We start from the raw sequence: 15,702 nt of genomic DNA, 5'->3' as shown, positions 1-15,702 counted from the left end.
CCACCGGGACCTTCGGGCCGTTCCGTCACGGCGCGCGCGATGATCGTGGACGCCGTCATTCCCGCCCTGGACGAGGAAGCCTCGATCGGGGGCGTTCTCCTGTCGCTCCCGCCGGGCCTGGTGCGCCGCGTCGTCGTGTGCGACAACGGCTCGCGCGATCGCACGGCCGAGGAGGCGCGCACCCGCGGCGCGCTGGTGGTGCGCGAGGAGCGCCGCGGCTACGGCTCGGCATGCCTCCGGGCCCTGGACGCCCTCCGGAGCGACCCGCCCGACACCGTCCTCTTTCTCGATGCCGACGGCAGCGACGATCCCTCCGAAGCGCCGGCACTGATCGAGCCAATCGCCTCCGGGCGCGCGGACATCGTCATCGGCTCGCGCACGCTGGGCCGGCGCGAGCCCGGGGCGCTCACCCCCCAGGCGCGCTTCGGAAACTGGCTCGCGACGGGGCTGATCCGGCTCTTCTATGGCGCCCGGTGGACCGACCTCGGCCCCTTTCGCGCGGTGCGCTGGGAGGCGCTCCAGGCCCTGGGCATGCGCGACCCCGATTTCGGCTGGACCGTTGAAATGCAGGTCAAGGCCGCGCGCGCCGGGCTCCGCGGGCTGGAGGTGCCGGTGCGCTATCGGCGGCGGATCGGCCGCTCGAAGATCTCGGGCACCGTTTCCGGGGCCGTTCGCGCCGGGATGAAGATCCTGGCCACCATCGCGGCGGACCTGCTCCGCCGCGGTCCGGTGCGCCGCGCCGCCGAAGAGAAACCCGGAGCGCGCCGGGGCGCGCCTTGACCCCTTCCGCCGCACCGCGATACCATCGGGCCATCTTGCGACTCCAACGTCCCGTTTCCGTGCCGACCCTGGTGTTCCTTGCGTTCCTGGCCTGGGGCGCCTGCGGCTACACGCCGCCGCCCTTGCTGCGCAACGACGTCAACCTGCAGCCCTCCTCGACCTGCCGCTCCTGCCACCTGGACATCACGCAGCAGTGGAACGGCTCGGCCCATTCCAGGGCCGACCGCACGAAGAGCCTTCTCTTCGGGCGCATGTACTTCTATTCGCTCAAGGCGACGCGCGGCGGGACGATGCTCTCCTGCGGGCCGTGTCATGAGACGGCGACCTTCGTGAACCAGGATTTCGAGTTCGTGCGCGAGGTCTCGCAGGAGGGGGTGACCTGCACCTACTGCCACTCCGTCTCGGGCCCGGCCGAGCGCGGCATCCCTCCGTACACGCTCGATCTCTCCGCCTATCAGGGGCCGATCGCCAATCCGGTCAAGACCAGCGGGCATCCGTCCGCGTACGCGCCCTACCTCAAGGGCTCCGATTTCTGCGGCGCTTGCCATGCCTACTCGAACCAGCACGGCGTGAAGATCGCCGACACGTACGGCGAGTGGAAGCGCTCGCGCTACGCGAAGCAGGGGATCAGCTGCCAGGGCTGTCACATGCCGGGCAAGGCGGGGCGGAACTCGAACCAGGGTCCCGAGCGCCCGCGCGTGGCCGACCACTCCTTCAGCATCGACGCGCTCGCGGCTGCGCGCCCCCACAGCGCGACCCTCACGCTGACCGGCGCGCGGCGCCCCGGCGCCGACACCCTGCGCGTCTTCGCGCTCGCGACGAACACGGGCTGGGGCCACTCGCTTCCGACCGGAAACGACCAGAACCTCGCCCTGATCCGCATTCGCGTGACGGGCGCGGACGGGAAGATCGTCTGGGAGAACGATCCCTTCACCGAGTGGAACGTCTCGGTGTTCGGGCTGATCCTGGCCGACGAGCTGGGGAACTGGCCGGCCGACACCTGGAACGCGGTGAAGACGCTGAGCGACCGGCGCATCAAGGCCGGCGGCAGCGCGCGCGTCCGCTACGACATCCCGCTGTCGGGGACGAAGGGGGCGCTCAAGGTCGAGGCCCACCTTCTCTACCGCCGCTCCAAGCCGCTGACGCTCACCGCCTACGGTCTCGACGAGAACACGTACGGCGCCGAGCGGACGCTGGCCGAGGCCACCCTCCGGGTTCCCTAGCCATGTTCGCGGAAGACCTCCTTCGGGAGCTTCGACGCGCCCGTTTCACGCCCGCCGCGATCGTCCGCTACGTCCGCGACATCACGGCCCGCGCCGTGCACCGCGTGCCGCAGCACGCCGACTCGGTGCGCTCGGTCGCCGCGACCGCGCTCGTCCTCTTCGCGCTGCAGTTCGCCGCGGCGCTCTACTTCTCCGCCACGTTCGGCCGCGACTTCGGGGTGTCGTACCTGGTCGCCTCCAGCGCGCTCCTGCTCGGCGCCTGCTTCTGGGTCCTCGCGCACCTCGGGCTTCTCACCGGCCCCGCGCCCGGGACCGGGATCCTGCGCCGCCTTCCGCTTCCGGTCGCGGTCACGATGCTCCGCCTGGTCGCGCTCCCCGCGGTGGTGCTCTTCGTGAGGCACGGCATGTGGTCGATCGCGGTGTGGGCCTTCGTCGGCACCGCGCTCACCGACGTCCTGGACGGCGTGCTCGCGCGCGCGCTGGCCATGGAGTCGCACACCGGGAAGGTGCTCGATCCGATCGTGGACATCGTGTTCAACGTGACGATCTTCGTCACGCTCGCCCAGACGGGGATGATCCCGTGGTGGGTCGCGGGGCTCATGCTCGCGCGCTACGGTCTCCTGGTCGCGGGCACGGTGTACCTCTACGTGTTCCGCGGCCCCGTCCGCATCGAGCCGACGGGCTTCGGCAAGCTGACCGGCGTGTTCACGACGTCCCTGGTCGGGCTGCTGCTCCTGGGCGTCGCGCTGTGGAGCGAGACGACGCGTCAGCGCCTTCAGGGCGTCTTCGACGTCGCGCTCGCCGCTCTCGCGGTGGCGACGTTCATCCAGGTCGTGTTCATCGGACTCGCGAACCGCCGCTCGATCGCGGCCGGCCCCCGCGCCGTGATCGCACCCGCCGAGGCGCCGGCCAAGGTCGTCGGCGAGATCCGCCCGCCGCGGATCTGACGGCCAGCCGCTGGCCGCCGGCCAAAGGCGCGCCGCACGCACCCTTGCGAAATGCAATGCTTCGGCCCTATCTGAAAAGACGCTTCCGCACCCCTTAATCCCCAGAGCCGCAATTCCCTAGCAGCCGCCGAGTTCGGGCTGCTTCCCGCCTCGCGTCGAAGCTCTTGCGTGGCACCCATCTTGCGCTACCGGAACGGGACCAAATCCCTGGGCGAAACAGGCGACTCCACACCGATCACTCGAGGTCATGCTGTCCCGTCTCACGCTGCGCTCCATCGGTCCGCATCGGGGAGCCGGCCGCGCATGTCGCGCGCGCGCCGCGCGTCTCGCCGCGTCCGTGCCGCTCCTCGCGTTCCCCTCGCTCCTCTTCGCCGCCCGCATCGCCATGGCCGCCCCCGGTTCCGGCGCCGCGCAGATCATCCAGCCCGACAGCGCCGTGGCCGGCTCCAGACATCAGTGGACCGTCGTCTACGACCCGTCCGAGGACTTCGGGAATCCCCAGGGGGGCGTCCTCGAAGTCCGGATCCCGAACGGGTGGACGCCCCCGCAGCGGGCCAGCTCAGGCGCCCCGGGATACGTGGACTACACGAACGCGACGGCCGTCACGTCGATCTCGATTTCGGGGCAGACCGTCCGGCTCGTGCTGGGCGGCGGCCCTCCCGCCACCAAGAAGTTCCTCGCCTCGGACTTGATCAGCGTTCTCTACGGCGTCGGCGGTCCCTCGTCCCAAGCGGTGACCGACACCGTGGCGGGTGTCGCGCGGTTCACGGTCTCGAGCGATCCGCAGAACACGGGCACGCTCGACACGCTGGCCGCCGGGTCGCCGCGCGTGCGGGTGCTTCCCGACGCCGTGGCGGCGGTGCGGATCGCGGACGGGGCCGGCGTCGAGGTGGGCGGCCTGGCGCGCACCACCGACCAGGACACGACGCATTTCTACCTGCGCGGGTACGACCGCTACGGCAACTTCGCCCGGTTCGTGAACGGAGCGTGGCGCGTGACCGGCGGGATCGGCTTCCTGACCGACTCGACGGTCTCGAGCCGCAGGCTCGTCGTCAACCGGCCCGGCGCGGGCAAGGTCTTCGCGGACAGCGGTTCCTGGCACGACTCGACGAACGCCGTGATCGTGTTCCACGGCGCCTACGCGGCGCTCGTCGCGACGGCGGCGGGATCGGCGACCGCGGGCGGGCCCTTCGCGGCGACCGCCGAGGCCAGGGACGCCGACGGAAACCGCGTCACGGACGATGTGGGATCGGCGCAGCCGGTCCGCTTCGTGGGCTATACCGATTCGCTCGGTGCCGCGCCGTCCGATCCCTCGTTCGTGAGCCCGAACGCCACGCTGACCGCCGGGGCGTGGAGCGGGACGCTCACGGCCCGCCGCGCCGGGGTCTTCTACGTGGCCGCGCGCGACACGCTGACGGGGCGTGAGTCGGCGCCGCGATTTCGGCTGAACGTCGCCCCCTCCGTGCCCGACCACCTCGAGCTTCGACCCGACACGCTTCGCCTCGCGGCGGGCACGCCCGACACCGTCACCGTGGTCGCCCGCGACGTCTTCGGAAACCGGGCGCCGTTCTCCGCCCCCGAGGAACTGACCCTCTGGACCGATCGTCCGCAGGGGCGCTTCGAAGATCTGGGCGGAAGTCCGATCTTCTCGGTCGTGGTTCCGGCGGGACGCGACTCGGCGGACGTGCGATTCCGCGACACCCAGGCCACGACGGCCCCTGGACGGATGCGCGTCATCGACGCGAACGGCGTCGCGCCGTTCGTGGGCTTCGCCGAATCCGCCGTGCTCACGGCGCCGGCCGCGCCCGCGGGAACGCTGGCGCTGACGGCCCTGCCCGACACGCTCGTTGCCGGGGGGGTCGATTCCGCGACCGTCGTCTCGGGAGTCGTGCGGGACGCGTTCGGAAACGCGGTCGCGGCCGGGGAGCGATTCACCGCGACGGGGACGGGATTGGGCGTGATCACCGACGCGGATCCCGGCACGCCGGGTTTCCAGTGGACGGTCGCCGCGGACGGCACGGTGTCGGGCCGGGTGCGTGCCGGAACCGTCGCAGGCGCCGCCGGCCTGGGTCTCGTGTCGGAACGGGGAAGCGCGACCGGTGCGGCGGCGCTGCGTCTGGTCGCCGGACCGCCGGCGGGATCGATCGCGCTCTCGGCTTCGCCCGACTCGGTCGCGGCGGACGGGATCTCCGTGCGCTCGATCGCGGCCTCGGGTCTGGGCGACGCGTTCTTGAACCCGGTTCAGGACGGCGAGGCCTACACCGTCTCCACGACGCTCGGCTCGATCGCGACCGCCGACGCCGATCCCGTGACGCCGGGCGTTCAGGTGCGCGCCGCGGGCGGGGCCATCGCGTTCGATCTCCTGGGGGGGAGCGTCCTGGGAACCGCGGTCCTATCGGCCGCCTCGGTGCGCGGGACGGCGTCCGGATCGATCAGTGTGCGCCTCGTGCCGGGCGCCGTGAGCGCGGACAGCTCGTCCGTGACCGCCACCTCTCCGGTGCCGGTCGGCGCCCCGGGAAGCGTCGTGACCGTCACGCTGCGGGACCGGCGCGGCCACGCGCTCGCCCTGGTGCCGAGCGACTCGATCACGGTCTCCTCGTCGGGCGTTCCGATCGCGGCGGCGCCGCTCGCCGGCGCGACCGACAGCGGGGGCGCGATCGCCTACGCCGCGACGGCGACGGCAACCGGCCCGGCCGCGCTCTCGGTCACGGCGCGCGGAGTGCCGCTGACGGCTCCCACGATCCTCTACGTCCCTGGCGCGCTCGACACGCTCGTGCTGAGCGGACCGGCCGGCCCGCTCACGGCCGGGGCGGCCGAGTCGCTTCGGGTCGAGGCGCGCGACGCGTTCGGCAACGCGATGCCCGGACGCACCGACACGGTGCATCTCGCGGCGACCACGGGCGCCGCGACAGGGCTCCCCGCGACGGTCGCGTTGAGCGGCGGCGTCGCGACGGTCCCGTTCACGCCGTCGCTCGCCGCCCCGCTCACGATCGCCGTCACCGACGACTCGTCCCACGCCGCGAGCTACGGTCCCGTGGTCGTGGCGGCCGGCGCGCCCTACCGGCTCGCCGCTGACCCGCCGGGCGCCGGCACCCTGCCTGCTGGCGGCTCGACGACGGTTCGCGCGCGTGTGTTCGACGCGTTTGGGAACGCCGCGCCGGGAGACACCGTCGCGGCGTCGGTGGTTCTTGGCGGTGGGAGCGTCGTTCCCGCCGCGGCCGTGACCGACGTCTCGGGCGCCGCGGATTTCACGCTGAACGCGGGCTCGGCGCCGGGGACGGTGACGCTGCGGCTCACGGTCCTGGGGAGCGCGGCGCCGGATGCGGTCCGTTCCGATTCCGTGTCGGTGTCGGTCGCCCCGTCCTCGGCCGCGACGGTCGAGATCGCGGCGGCGGGAACCGTGACGGCGGGGAGCCCTCTCGACCTTGCGATCACGTTGCGCGACGCGTTCGGAAACGTCGCGCTCGGCGCGGTGCCCACCCTTCAGCTGGACACCTCGTCGTCGCTGCCGGATTCGGTCTCGTGGTCCATCGGCCCCGGTGCCGTGGGATCGCTCGTGGACGATCCGGCCGACGATCGCGCCTCCTACACCTTCGCGCCGGCCGATTCCGGCACGGTCACCCTGCGGGTCCGATTGACGCGGGCCGAGACCCTGCGCCTGAGCGCTTCGGGCGTCGGCCCCATCGCCTCCTCGGGAGACGTGGTCGTGACGCCCGCCGCCCCCGCGACGCTCGCGGCGAGCGGCGGGGACGGGCAGACCGCGGTCGTGGACCGTCTGCTCGCGCAGCCGCTCCGCGTGACGGTGCGCGACGCGTTCGGCAATCCGGCCCCAGGCGCCGTGGTCTCGTTCCGCGTTCGCGCCGGCGGCGGCTCGCTGGACGTCGTGAGCGGAGCGCCCGCAGATTCCGACGCGGTGACCGGCGCCAGCGGCGAGGCCCGCTGCGACGTCGTGCGCCTGGGCACAGTCGCCGGCGTCTCGAACAACCGGATCGCGGCCCTGCTTCCGGTCGCGGGGGACAGCGTCCTCTTCAGCGCGACCGCGCTGCCGGACACGGCGGCGGCGCTCCTGCTCCAGCCCTCGTCGCTGTCCCTGGGACCGGGCGGGGCCTCGCCCGTCACCGCGACCGCGCGGGACCGCTTCGGGAACCCGGTCCCCGGAGCCCCGCTCACCTTCTATCTCGGCTCCGCGCCCGCGGGCTCGCTGGAATCGCTGGGCGCGACTTCCGGCACCGGCACGACGCAGGCCGGCGTCACGGACGCGGCCGGCTCGCTCGCGGTCCGCTACCGCGCGCCGACCGCAGCTCCCGCGGGGGATCTCATCTACGCGCGCGGGACCTCCGTCGGTCCCGTGAGCATCGCCGCGAGCATCGCCCCCTCCGGCGTCGATTCACTCGTCGTCCTGCCGGATGCCGCCTCCTGGACCGCGGGCGCGCCGGTGCGCGTCCGCGTGCGCGCGCTGGACGCCTCGGGGAACCCCGCTCTGGGGGACACCGCGACCATCGTGATGGGCTCGACGGGGGGCGGCGTGTCGTTTGCGCCCGCGTTCGGATCGCTCTCCGGGGGCGACTTCGTGACGTTCGCCACGGCCACCGCGGCGGGACCGCTCCAGGTCACCGCGCGCGCCGCCGGCGGTGGGGCGACCTTCACGTCGGGTCCGGTCGTTGTCGCTCCGGCGGCGCCGTCGGGCGCGATTCCGATCGCGGCCGCCCGCGATACGCTGACGGCCGACGGCCGGAGCACGACCACGGTGACGTTCGGGCCGCTGCGCGACGCCTACGGAAACACCGCCGCACCGGGAACGCTGATCACCGTGAGCGCCGACTCGCTCGTCGCGCCTGACGCCTCCCCGTCACCGGGTCTCCAGATCGCGACCGGCGCCGGCGACCTCGCGCGCGCCGTGCTGGTGGCCCCGGCCGTGGCGGGTCCGGGCATGATCCGCGCGGCCAGCGTTCTCGGCTCGGCCCGCGATTCGCTGGCGGTCGTCTATCTCCCGCCCCCTTCGCTCGCGTTCGCGGGAGCGCTTTCGCCGACCGTCGTGGCGCCGGGGCAGACGGCTTCCTTCGCGCTGGACGTCCGGAATGCCGCCGCGTCGGGATCGGTCACGCTCGGGACCGGATCGCTCTTCTCCTTCGGCTCGGGCGCGGGCGCCTATTCCGTCCCGCTCACGTCGGCGGTCACCATCCCCGCCGGCGCCGTGCGCACCCTGGCGATGACCGGCGCTCCCGTTTCGGCGGGCCTCCTTCCCGGGACCTACGCGCCCTCGCTCCGCGCGGTCGGCACCGACGCGGCCGGCGGCCCCCTCGACTTCTATCTCTCGCTGGCCGGCGCGCAGGTGCACGTGGCGGGAGTCCAGGTCGCGGCCGTGGGGGCCGCCCCCGATCCCGTGCCGCTCGGCTCGGCGGGGCTTGCGCTCACGTACCGCGTGGACAACCTTGCGGCGACGGCGGCCGTGATCGACGCGGTGGCGCTCACCCCCTCCGCGTTCGTCGTGACCGGCGTGACGCCGCCCCTTCCCGCGGCCCTCGGAGCCCTCGGGAGCACGACCCTGACGCTGACCGTCGCCGTCCCGTCATCGGGGATTCCGGACGGGACGGAGATCGCGGCAGACCTGGCGGCGTCGGTCTCCTACGGCACGGCGACGGTGCAGGGTGCGACGCAAAGTCCTTTGCGGTTCCAAGTCATTTCCGGCGCCACGCTAACCTCGTCGCCCGCGGGTACGGCGCCGTCACGCTACCTCCGCGGCCGCGCCTTCGCCCCCGCGGCGCGCCTCACGAACAGCGGGACGGCATCGGTCACGCTGAATCCCGGGGCGACGCGCCTCGTCCTGACGCGTGGCGCCGCGCGTCTCACGACGGGACTTGCCGCGGCCACGGTCGTCCCGGGCTCGGCGGCCGCCGACCTCGCGTTCGATTCGCTCGCGATCCCGGCCGGGGCCACCCTCGGCCGCTACGCGGCCGCGCTGGCGCTCTCCGGCACGGAATCGGGCCAGGCGTTCGCCGACACCATCCCGCTCGCGCCCGACAGCGTGGACGTGATCGAGCCGGCCCTGCTCGCGGTCAGCGGCCCGCTCGTTCCCGCCCGCGTCAGCGCGGGGCAGACCCGCTCCCTCGCGGTCACGGTCGCCAACGCCGGTGACGTCCCCTACGTTCTGAGCCCCGCGACGCGCCTCACGCTGGACGCGCCGGTCTTCACCAGCCTGGCGCCCGCATCCGCGGGCACCATCCCGGCGCGCGGCTCCCTGGTCGTCACGTTCGGTCCCGCCGCGCTCGGCACCAGCACCGCCGCGCCCGGCGCCGCTCCGGCGCTCCTCGAAGCCCATGGCACCGAGGACGGCCGCGCGCGCGACGAGGCGCTCGACGCGGGCTCCCTCGCGGTCGAGGCCCCGGCGCGGCTCGCCTACGTACCGGGCTCGACCGCCCCCGACACCGTCCGCGCGGGGCAGACGATGTCCCTCGCCGCAACCATCCGGAACGACGGCGGCTCGACCTTCCTGATCGATCCCGCCGCGACCACCCTGCTCGTCACCGACGGGGTCGAGTCGGCGGCCGCCGCGGCCTCCGGATCGCCTTTCGCCCTCGCCCCCGGCGCCTCCGCGCCGCTCGCGTTCAACGCGGTCGCATTCCCGGCCGCGCTGGCCAGCCAGGCCTATCCCGTCGCGCTCCTGGTGCACGGCACGGAATGGGGTCTGGCCGAGAGCACCGCCGTCGTCTCGCCGGCCGGCGAGCTGAGCGTGGTCGAGCCGGTGGCGGCGCTCCAGGTCCGCGGGCTTCCGGGCGGCGCGCCGGTGCAGGTGGCGCCCGAGGACGGGCCCGTGCGCCTCTGGACGCTCGAGCTCACGCCGCTCGTGGCGACGGGAGGGGCGGCCTCGTCCCACCTCGTCACCGCGGCGTTCACCGTGCTCGTGGACGGCGCGCCCGCCTCGAACGCGGCGGCTGCCGTGGACCGGATCACGCTGCGCGACGACCAGGGTTCGATCCTCGCGCAGGGCTCCCCGGGCGCGGGCCCCGGCAAGGTCGCGCTCACGCTGGCGTCGCCGCTCGCGCTCACCGGCCCTCCGGTGACGCTCCGCGTCGACGTGGCGCTCCATCCCGGTTCCGCGGCCCGCGCGGTCGCGCTCCGGCTCGCCGATCCCTCCGACCTCGACGTCCGCGACGACCTGACCCAAACGCCGGTCGCCGTGCGCGCCGCGGGCGGCCTTCCGTTCGAGCCGATCACGTCGACCGCGGTCACCCTCTTCGCCAAGCCCCACGGATACCCGAATCCCTTCCGCGCGGGGCGCGAGGACGTGCGGCTCTCCTACCGGCTCGCCGCCGACGCCTCGGTCCATGTCGCGATCTACACGCTCCTGGGCGATCTCGTTCGGGAGATGGCGCTCGCCGCGGGCGGCCCCGGCGGGGCCGCGGGGCTGAACGAGGTGGCGTGGGACGGCAGGAACGGAAAGGGTGAGACCGTGCGGCCGGGCGTCTACGTCGCGCGGATCGAGGGAGGCGGCGTGAACGAGGCGGTCAAGGTGGGGGTGCTGCGATGAGGCTCCCGCGCCTTCGGATCCGTCTCTTCCGCCGCCGCCGCCGGCGGCTCCGGTCGCTCGGGGAGCGCCGTGCGCGCGCGCGCGTGCCGCGGATCCACCGCCATTCCAAGCGGCGCCTCCTCGCGCATTCGCCGTGGTACCGGTTCCGGCGCTGCCGGCGGCTTCGCGCGCGCCGCTCCCGGCACCACTTCGATCTCTACGGCGGGAAGAATCAGCAGATCGTCCGCGCGGTCGCCGTGGCGCTCTCCCTGATCGCCATGATGGTGGTGGCCTTCGTGGCGCGGCCGGCCCGGAGCCAGACCGCCGGAACCGCGAATCTGCTCAGCTCCCCCGCGGGGTGGCCGACGAGCGGCGCTCCCTCGGCGACGACGGCGCTCGCCCAGGACCCGACGGCCGTGTTCCTGAACCCGGCCGGGCTCGCCTCGCAGGACGAGCGCACGCTCCTCGTTCAGCACGGGCTCTTGCAGTTCGACACCGGATGGGACATGGCGGCCGTCTCGTACCCCATTCCCGGCCTCGGCGCCGCGGGGATCGGCGTCGCGCGCCTGGGCACCTCCGGACTCGAGGCCTACGACGCCCAGAACCAGCCGCTCGGAACGTTCGGCTACACCGAGACCGCTCTCGCCGCGAGCGTCGCGCGCCGCGCGATCGGCGCGGCGTACGCCGGCGTCACCTTCAAGGTGCTGAGCCAGTCCTTGGGAGACGTCTCGGCAGCCGCGCCCGCGCTCGACCTGGGCGTGGCCTGGCGACCCGCCCGGCTTCGCGGCGGCCAGATCGGATTCACGGCCGAGAACGTGGTGGCGGGCTCGCTGGACCTGGGCGGCGCCGCCTCGGCCATCGACCGCTCCTTCCGTCTCGGGGCGGCCGGGCCCGAGTGGCGCCTGGGGCGCTCGGGGGCCCTCCGCGCCGCGCTCGACGTCGCGCGCCACGGAAGCGAGGGCACGCGGATGCGCCTGGGCGTGGAATACGCGCGCGCGGGTCTCGGCGCCCTGCGGGCGGGTTTCGATCGCGGCCGGCCGGTGTTCGGCGTGGGGATCCAGTACCGGCGCTATGCCGTCGACCTCTCGATGGTGCCGAACGAATTCGAGATGACCAAGCAGCTGGGGATCCGGCTCGCCTGGGGCGAGCCGGTGTCTCAGTACGAGACGCGGCGGCGCCAGGAGTACGCGCGCGCCGCCGAGGATTCGCTCCGCGCGAAGAGCGCGGCGCGGATCGCCGGCGACCGCGCCCGCGCGCAGGCGGCCGAGAAGGCGGGCGACTGGGAGACCGCGCTCGTCCTCTGGGAAGTGCTCGCGCGCGACCTTCCGGGCGACCCCTCGCTCAGGCCGCGCGCCGACGCCGCACGCGCGGCGATCGCGCTTCGCGCCAAGGAAGACCTGGACGCGGCGAGCCGCCGGCTCCTCGCGGACACCCTGGCCGTCCTCGCGCACGAGGCGCTGAATCGCGGCGACGTCGAGGAGGCGGCGGGGCTCACGCGCGCGCTCGGCGGCGCGCCCACGAACGGCGGGCCCGGCGGGGCCGACAGCCTGGCGCTCCTCGAGCGCCGGATCGGCGCGGCCCGGGACCAGGCGGCCGATCGCGCCGTCGCGCGCGCCGACTCGCTTCGCGCGCGGGGGATGCTCCTCCAGTCGGCGGGGGAGGCCGCGCTCGCCCTTCGGCTCCGCCCCGAGGACCCGCGCGCCACCGCGCTCTGGACGTCGCTCGAGGGCTCCTTCGGCAAGAGCGCCGCCGAAGCCTCCGTGCTCGCGCGGCGCCTCGAAGCGCTGACCGCGGTGCACGAAGCCTCCCTCGCGTTCAACGAGGGCCGCTACAACGACGCCGCCCGCGCGGTGAAGCGGGCGCTGGCGGCCGACCCGACGAGCGCGGAAGCGCGCGCCTGGCGCGAGCGCGTGGACCGCCGCCTCGCCGCGCCCCGGCCCGAGCTGGACGCGCGCATCAAGCAGCTCTACATCCAGGGCATGGAGGCGTTCACCAAGGGGGATTACCAGGAGGCGCTCCGGAACTGGGAGCAGATCCTGGTGCTCGACCCGCTGAACGAGAACGCGCGCAAGAACGTCCTCGAAGCCCGCGACCGGATGAAGTCGGAGGCGCGCCGATGAACATCAAGATCCAGCCCACGCGCCGCTTCAGCCTGAAGGTGCCCGCCGAAGAGCGCCACCTGGCCGAGATCCGCGACTTCGTCGAGGAGACGGGGGAGAAGCTCCTCATCCCGAACAAGATCCTCGCGAACACGAAGCTCGCCGTGGACGAGGCGTGCACGAACGTGGTCAAGCATGGGTACAAGGATCTTCCGGGGGGGCCGATCGAGGTCGTGATCACCGGAAACGGGCGCGAGTTCTCGATCGCCATCCACGACAAGGGGCGCCCGTTCGACCTCCGGAACGTCCAGAGCCCCGACCTCAAGATGTACGTCGAGAACCGGAAGCGCGGCGGACTCGGCGTCTTCATCATGAACCAGCTGATGGACGAGGTGCGCTACCGCCACGGCCACGACGGCAACACGCTGATCATGGCGAAGCGGCTCGACCGGCGCCGCGTCCGCAAGCGGAAGGGCATCGAGGGGCCGCGCCGCTCGCTGCGCTTCCAGTACACGCTGCAGACCTTCGGCGCGCTCGCCCTCCTCGTGACGCTGGCGTTCACGCTGGTCCACGTCCGGCAGGCCGCTTCGCTCGCCGACGAGATGGTGGCCCAGGCCCGGAGCGGCGCGCGAAGCCTCTCCGACCCCGCCCTCGGCATTCTGTCGCGTCCCGAGCCGATGTCGCCGGACCAGACGATGCTGAACCAGTCGATCCGCGCGACCATGAGGGCGCATCCCGAGTACCGCACCGTCCGCGTGCTCGACGCCGGCGGGCGTGTCTGGGGATCCAACCAGTTCGAGGAGCTGTTCACGCGGCGGAGCGTTCCCAAGACGGGGGTCATCCGGGACGGCGACGCGCGCACGCTGTACGAGCCGGTGCTCCAGCCGGAGGCCGAGGGGAACAAGATCCTCCGGGCGCCCGTCGGCTGGATCGAGGTGTCGCTGCGCGAGTCCGCCATCACCGAGCGGGTGCAGCGCGCGCGCTTCGAGCTGGCCACGGTCGCGCTCCTCACCCTCCTGGCCGGGTGCGTCCTGAGCGCGCTCCTGATCGGAATCTTCGTCAAGCCGATCCAGGCGCTCTCCGACACCGTCCGCGCGATCGGCGAGGGGCAGATGCTCACCGAGATCGGATCGAGCGGGAACGAGGAGATCGACGACATCGCGCGGGCCTTCAACGAGGTCACGGCCAAGTTCCGCGCCGCGCAGGGCAACCTCATGGAGCAGGAACGGATCCAGCGCGAGATGCAGGTCGCGCAGGAGATCCAGCAGACGTTGCTCCCGCGCAGCGTCCCCGAGCTCGAGGGCTTCGAGCTGGGCTACCTCTACCGCGCGGCCAAGGAGGTCGGCGGCGACTACTTCGACTTCATCGCCGTGGACGAGCGCACGGTCGGCGTCGTGGTGGCCGACGTCTCGGGGAAGGGCGTCCCCGGCTCCCTGGTCATGACCATGATCCGCACGGCGCTCCGCATGGAGGCGCGCGGGAACCGGTCGGCCTCCGACGTCATGTCCAAAATGAACAGCTTCGTGACCGAGGACATGAAGAAGGGGATGTTCGTGACGATGTTCTACGTCGTGCTCGACTCGGTCAACCGCGCCGTGACCTACGCGAGCGCGGGGCACAATCCCATGATTCTCTATCGCGGCGGCCAGGACGCCACGTACTTCCTCAAGCCCAAGGGAATTCCGGTGGGAATCAACGCCCCCGACCAGGACCTCTTCCGGAAGACCATCTCGGTCGAGAAGCTCACGCTTCGCCAGGACGACATGCTCGTGATCTACACCGACGGGATCACCGAGGCGATGAACCCGGCCAAGGAGCAGTTCGGCGAGGCGCGGCTCCTCACCGCGATCAAGCGCCACGGCCACAAGACGCCGCAGGAGTTCGCCGACGCTCTGAGCGAGGAGATCCACGAGTTCACCGCCGGCGCCCTCCAGAACGACGACATCACGCTCGTCGCGATCAAGGAGAAGACCGCGGTGGAGGAGCGGCTCGAGGAGACCCGGCGGGAGCTGTTCCGCCTGATCGAGACCGAGGGGCTGCCGGTGGCCGAGGCGTGCGAGCGGCTCCATGTGGCACCCTCGACGTACTACCGCTACCGCCGGCGCGTCGAGACGATGGGCGCCGTGGAGGGGATGAAAGCGTCCCGCCGCGGGGCCGGGTTCGCGCGGGCGAGCCTCGAAGAGGAGGCGGCCATCCTCGCCATCGTCCACGCCGAGCCGCTCCTGGGCTCGAAGCGGATTCTGGACCTCCTCCAGGGAACGGACCGCTGCCGTGCCGACATGACGGAGCGGAGCGTCTATGAAGTGTTGCGTCGCCACGGACTTAACACGCGGGAGAAACGGCTACAGTTCGCTCAGAACGGGTCCGATAACCGGATGGCGAGGCTTGCGAAAGCCTTGTCCTCGAGCGCGCCGGCCGCGTCCGCGCCGTCACCGGCAGAGCCCGGCCAACCACAAGGAGAGGAAGCATGAAGGGAATCGACGTCTATGTGGAGGAGGCGGTGCAGAACCGTGGAGTCTCGGTGCTCCGCGTCTCCGGCTACGTGGACACGACGACCAGCCCCGAGCTGGAGCGGCGCATGCAGGCGCTGCTGCGCGAGAAGCGCTATCACATCGTCGTCGACCTCTCCCGGGTGGAGTACATCTCGAGCGCCGGCTGGGGGATCTTCATCAGCGAGATCCGCGAGATCCGCGAGCACGGCGGCGATCTGAAGCTCGCCGGCATGGTCGCGGACGTGCGCGAAGTGTTCGACCTGCTCGAGTTCGAGAACATCCTCCAGGCCTTCCCGGAGCCGGATCTCGCGGTGGGATCGTTCGGCCCGATCGTGCCGGCCGACCGGCCCCTGGGCGAGTCGCTCGCCGCCGATACGGCGACGGGCGCGGAGCGGACGGAAGCGGTGCTCACCGACGAGGACATCGTCCGCGACATCGCGCGGCGCCATCCCGACTACGGCCTCATGCGCGTCCAGAAGGAGCTGCGGAAGCCGGAGTACGGATCGCGCGAGCTGAATCCGGTCCAGCTCTACGTGCTCCTGCGCAAGCTGGGCCTGGACACGCGCGAGGGCCGCGAGGCGTTCGCGAAGACGGGACAGACCGCCCCCGCCGCCGAGAGCTGAGCGCGGCCCGGCGCGCGCCGCGCGCCGCGCG

Annotated in this window: 7 protein-coding genes; all 7 read left to right on the top strand. The window is 72.9% G+C overall.

The window, feature by feature from the left end; translation table 11 throughout:
• The first annotated feature begins 39 nt into the window (after window positions 1-39).
• The 7 genes from VE326_01320 (at window position 40) to VE326_01290 (ending at window position 15,671) form a co-directional block, all read left to right on the top strand.
• Entirely contained in the window at window positions 40-780 is a 741-nt protein-coding gene (locus VE326_01320; protein HYJ31836.1) for a glycosyltransferase family 2 protein, read from the top strand.
• 35 nt (window positions 781-815) lie between these two features.
• Window positions 816-2,003: a multiheme c-type cytochrome gene (locus VE326_01315; protein HYJ31835.1), complete on the top strand. Its 1,188-nt coding sequence runs from the start codon at window positions 816-818 to the stop codon at window positions 2,001-2,003.
• 2 nt (window positions 2,004-2,005) lie between these two features.
• A complete protein-coding gene (locus VE326_01310; GenBank protein ID HYJ31834.1) occupies window positions 2,006-2,950 on the top strand; it encodes a CDP-alcohol phosphatidyltransferase family protein in 945 nt (314 codons plus the stop codon).
• 247 nt (window positions 2,951-3,197) lie between these two features.
• On the top strand, window positions 3,198-10,478 hold the full coding sequence (locus VE326_01305; protein ID HYJ31833.1) for a hypothetical protein: 7,281 nt from the start codon (window positions 3,198-3,200) through the stop codon (window positions 10,476-10,478).
• A complete protein-coding gene (locus VE326_01300) occupies window positions 10,475-12,577 on the top strand; it encodes a hypothetical protein (protein HYJ31832.1) in 2,103 nt (700 codons plus the stop codon). Before VE326_01305 ends, VE326_01300 begins: the two co-directional genes overlap by 4 nt.
• Complete coding sequence (locus tag VE326_01295) at window positions 12,574-15,027, top strand: SpoIIE family protein phosphatase (protein ID HYJ31831.1); 2,454 nt, start codon at window positions 12,574-12,576, stop codon at window positions 15,025-15,027. Before VE326_01300 ends, VE326_01295 begins: the two co-directional genes overlap by 4 nt.
• Window positions 15,024-15,671, top strand: a complete 648-nt coding sequence (locus VE326_01290; GenBank protein HYJ31830.1) for an STAS domain-containing protein — start codon at window positions 15,024-15,026, stop codon at window positions 15,669-15,671. The genes VE326_01295 and VE326_01290 overlap by 4 nt, the downstream gene beginning before the upstream one ends.
• The last annotated feature ends 31 nt before the right edge of the window (window positions 15,672-15,702 follow it).

It is taken from the genome of Candidatus Binatia bacterium (assembly GCA_035631035.1).
Lineage (GTDB): Bacteria > Eisenbacteria > RBG-16-71-46 > SZUA-252 > SZUA-252 > DASQJL01.
Note: the sequence above shows the minus strand (reverse complement) of the source record. Positions and strands in the feature narration are given on the sequence as shown.

Bases quoted from the DNA above. Each gene is read 5' to 3' on its own strand.
- VE326_01295 (HYJ31831.1), top strand. From the start codon at position 12,574: ATGAACATCAAGATCCAGCCCACGCGCCGCTTCAGCCTGAAGGTGCCC.
- VE326_01320 (HYJ31836.1), top strand. From the start codon at position 40: ATGATCGTGGACGCCGTCATTCCCGCCCTGGACGAGGAAGCCTCGATC.
- VE326_01310 (HYJ31834.1), top strand. From the start codon at position 2,006: ATGTTCGCGGAAGACCTCCTTCGGGAGCTTCGACGCGCCCGTTTCACG.
- VE326_01290 (HYJ31830.1), top strand. From the start codon at position 15,024: ATGAAGGGAATCGACGTCTATGTGGAGGAGGCGGTGCAGAACCGTGGA.
- VE326_01305 (HYJ31833.1), top strand. From the start codon at position 3,198: ATGCTGTCCCGTCTCACGCTGCGCTCCATCGGTCCGCATCGGGGAGCC.
- VE326_01300 (HYJ31832.1), top strand. From the start codon at position 10,475: ATGAGGCTCCCGCGCCTTCGGATCCGTCTCTTCCGCCGCCGCCGCCGG.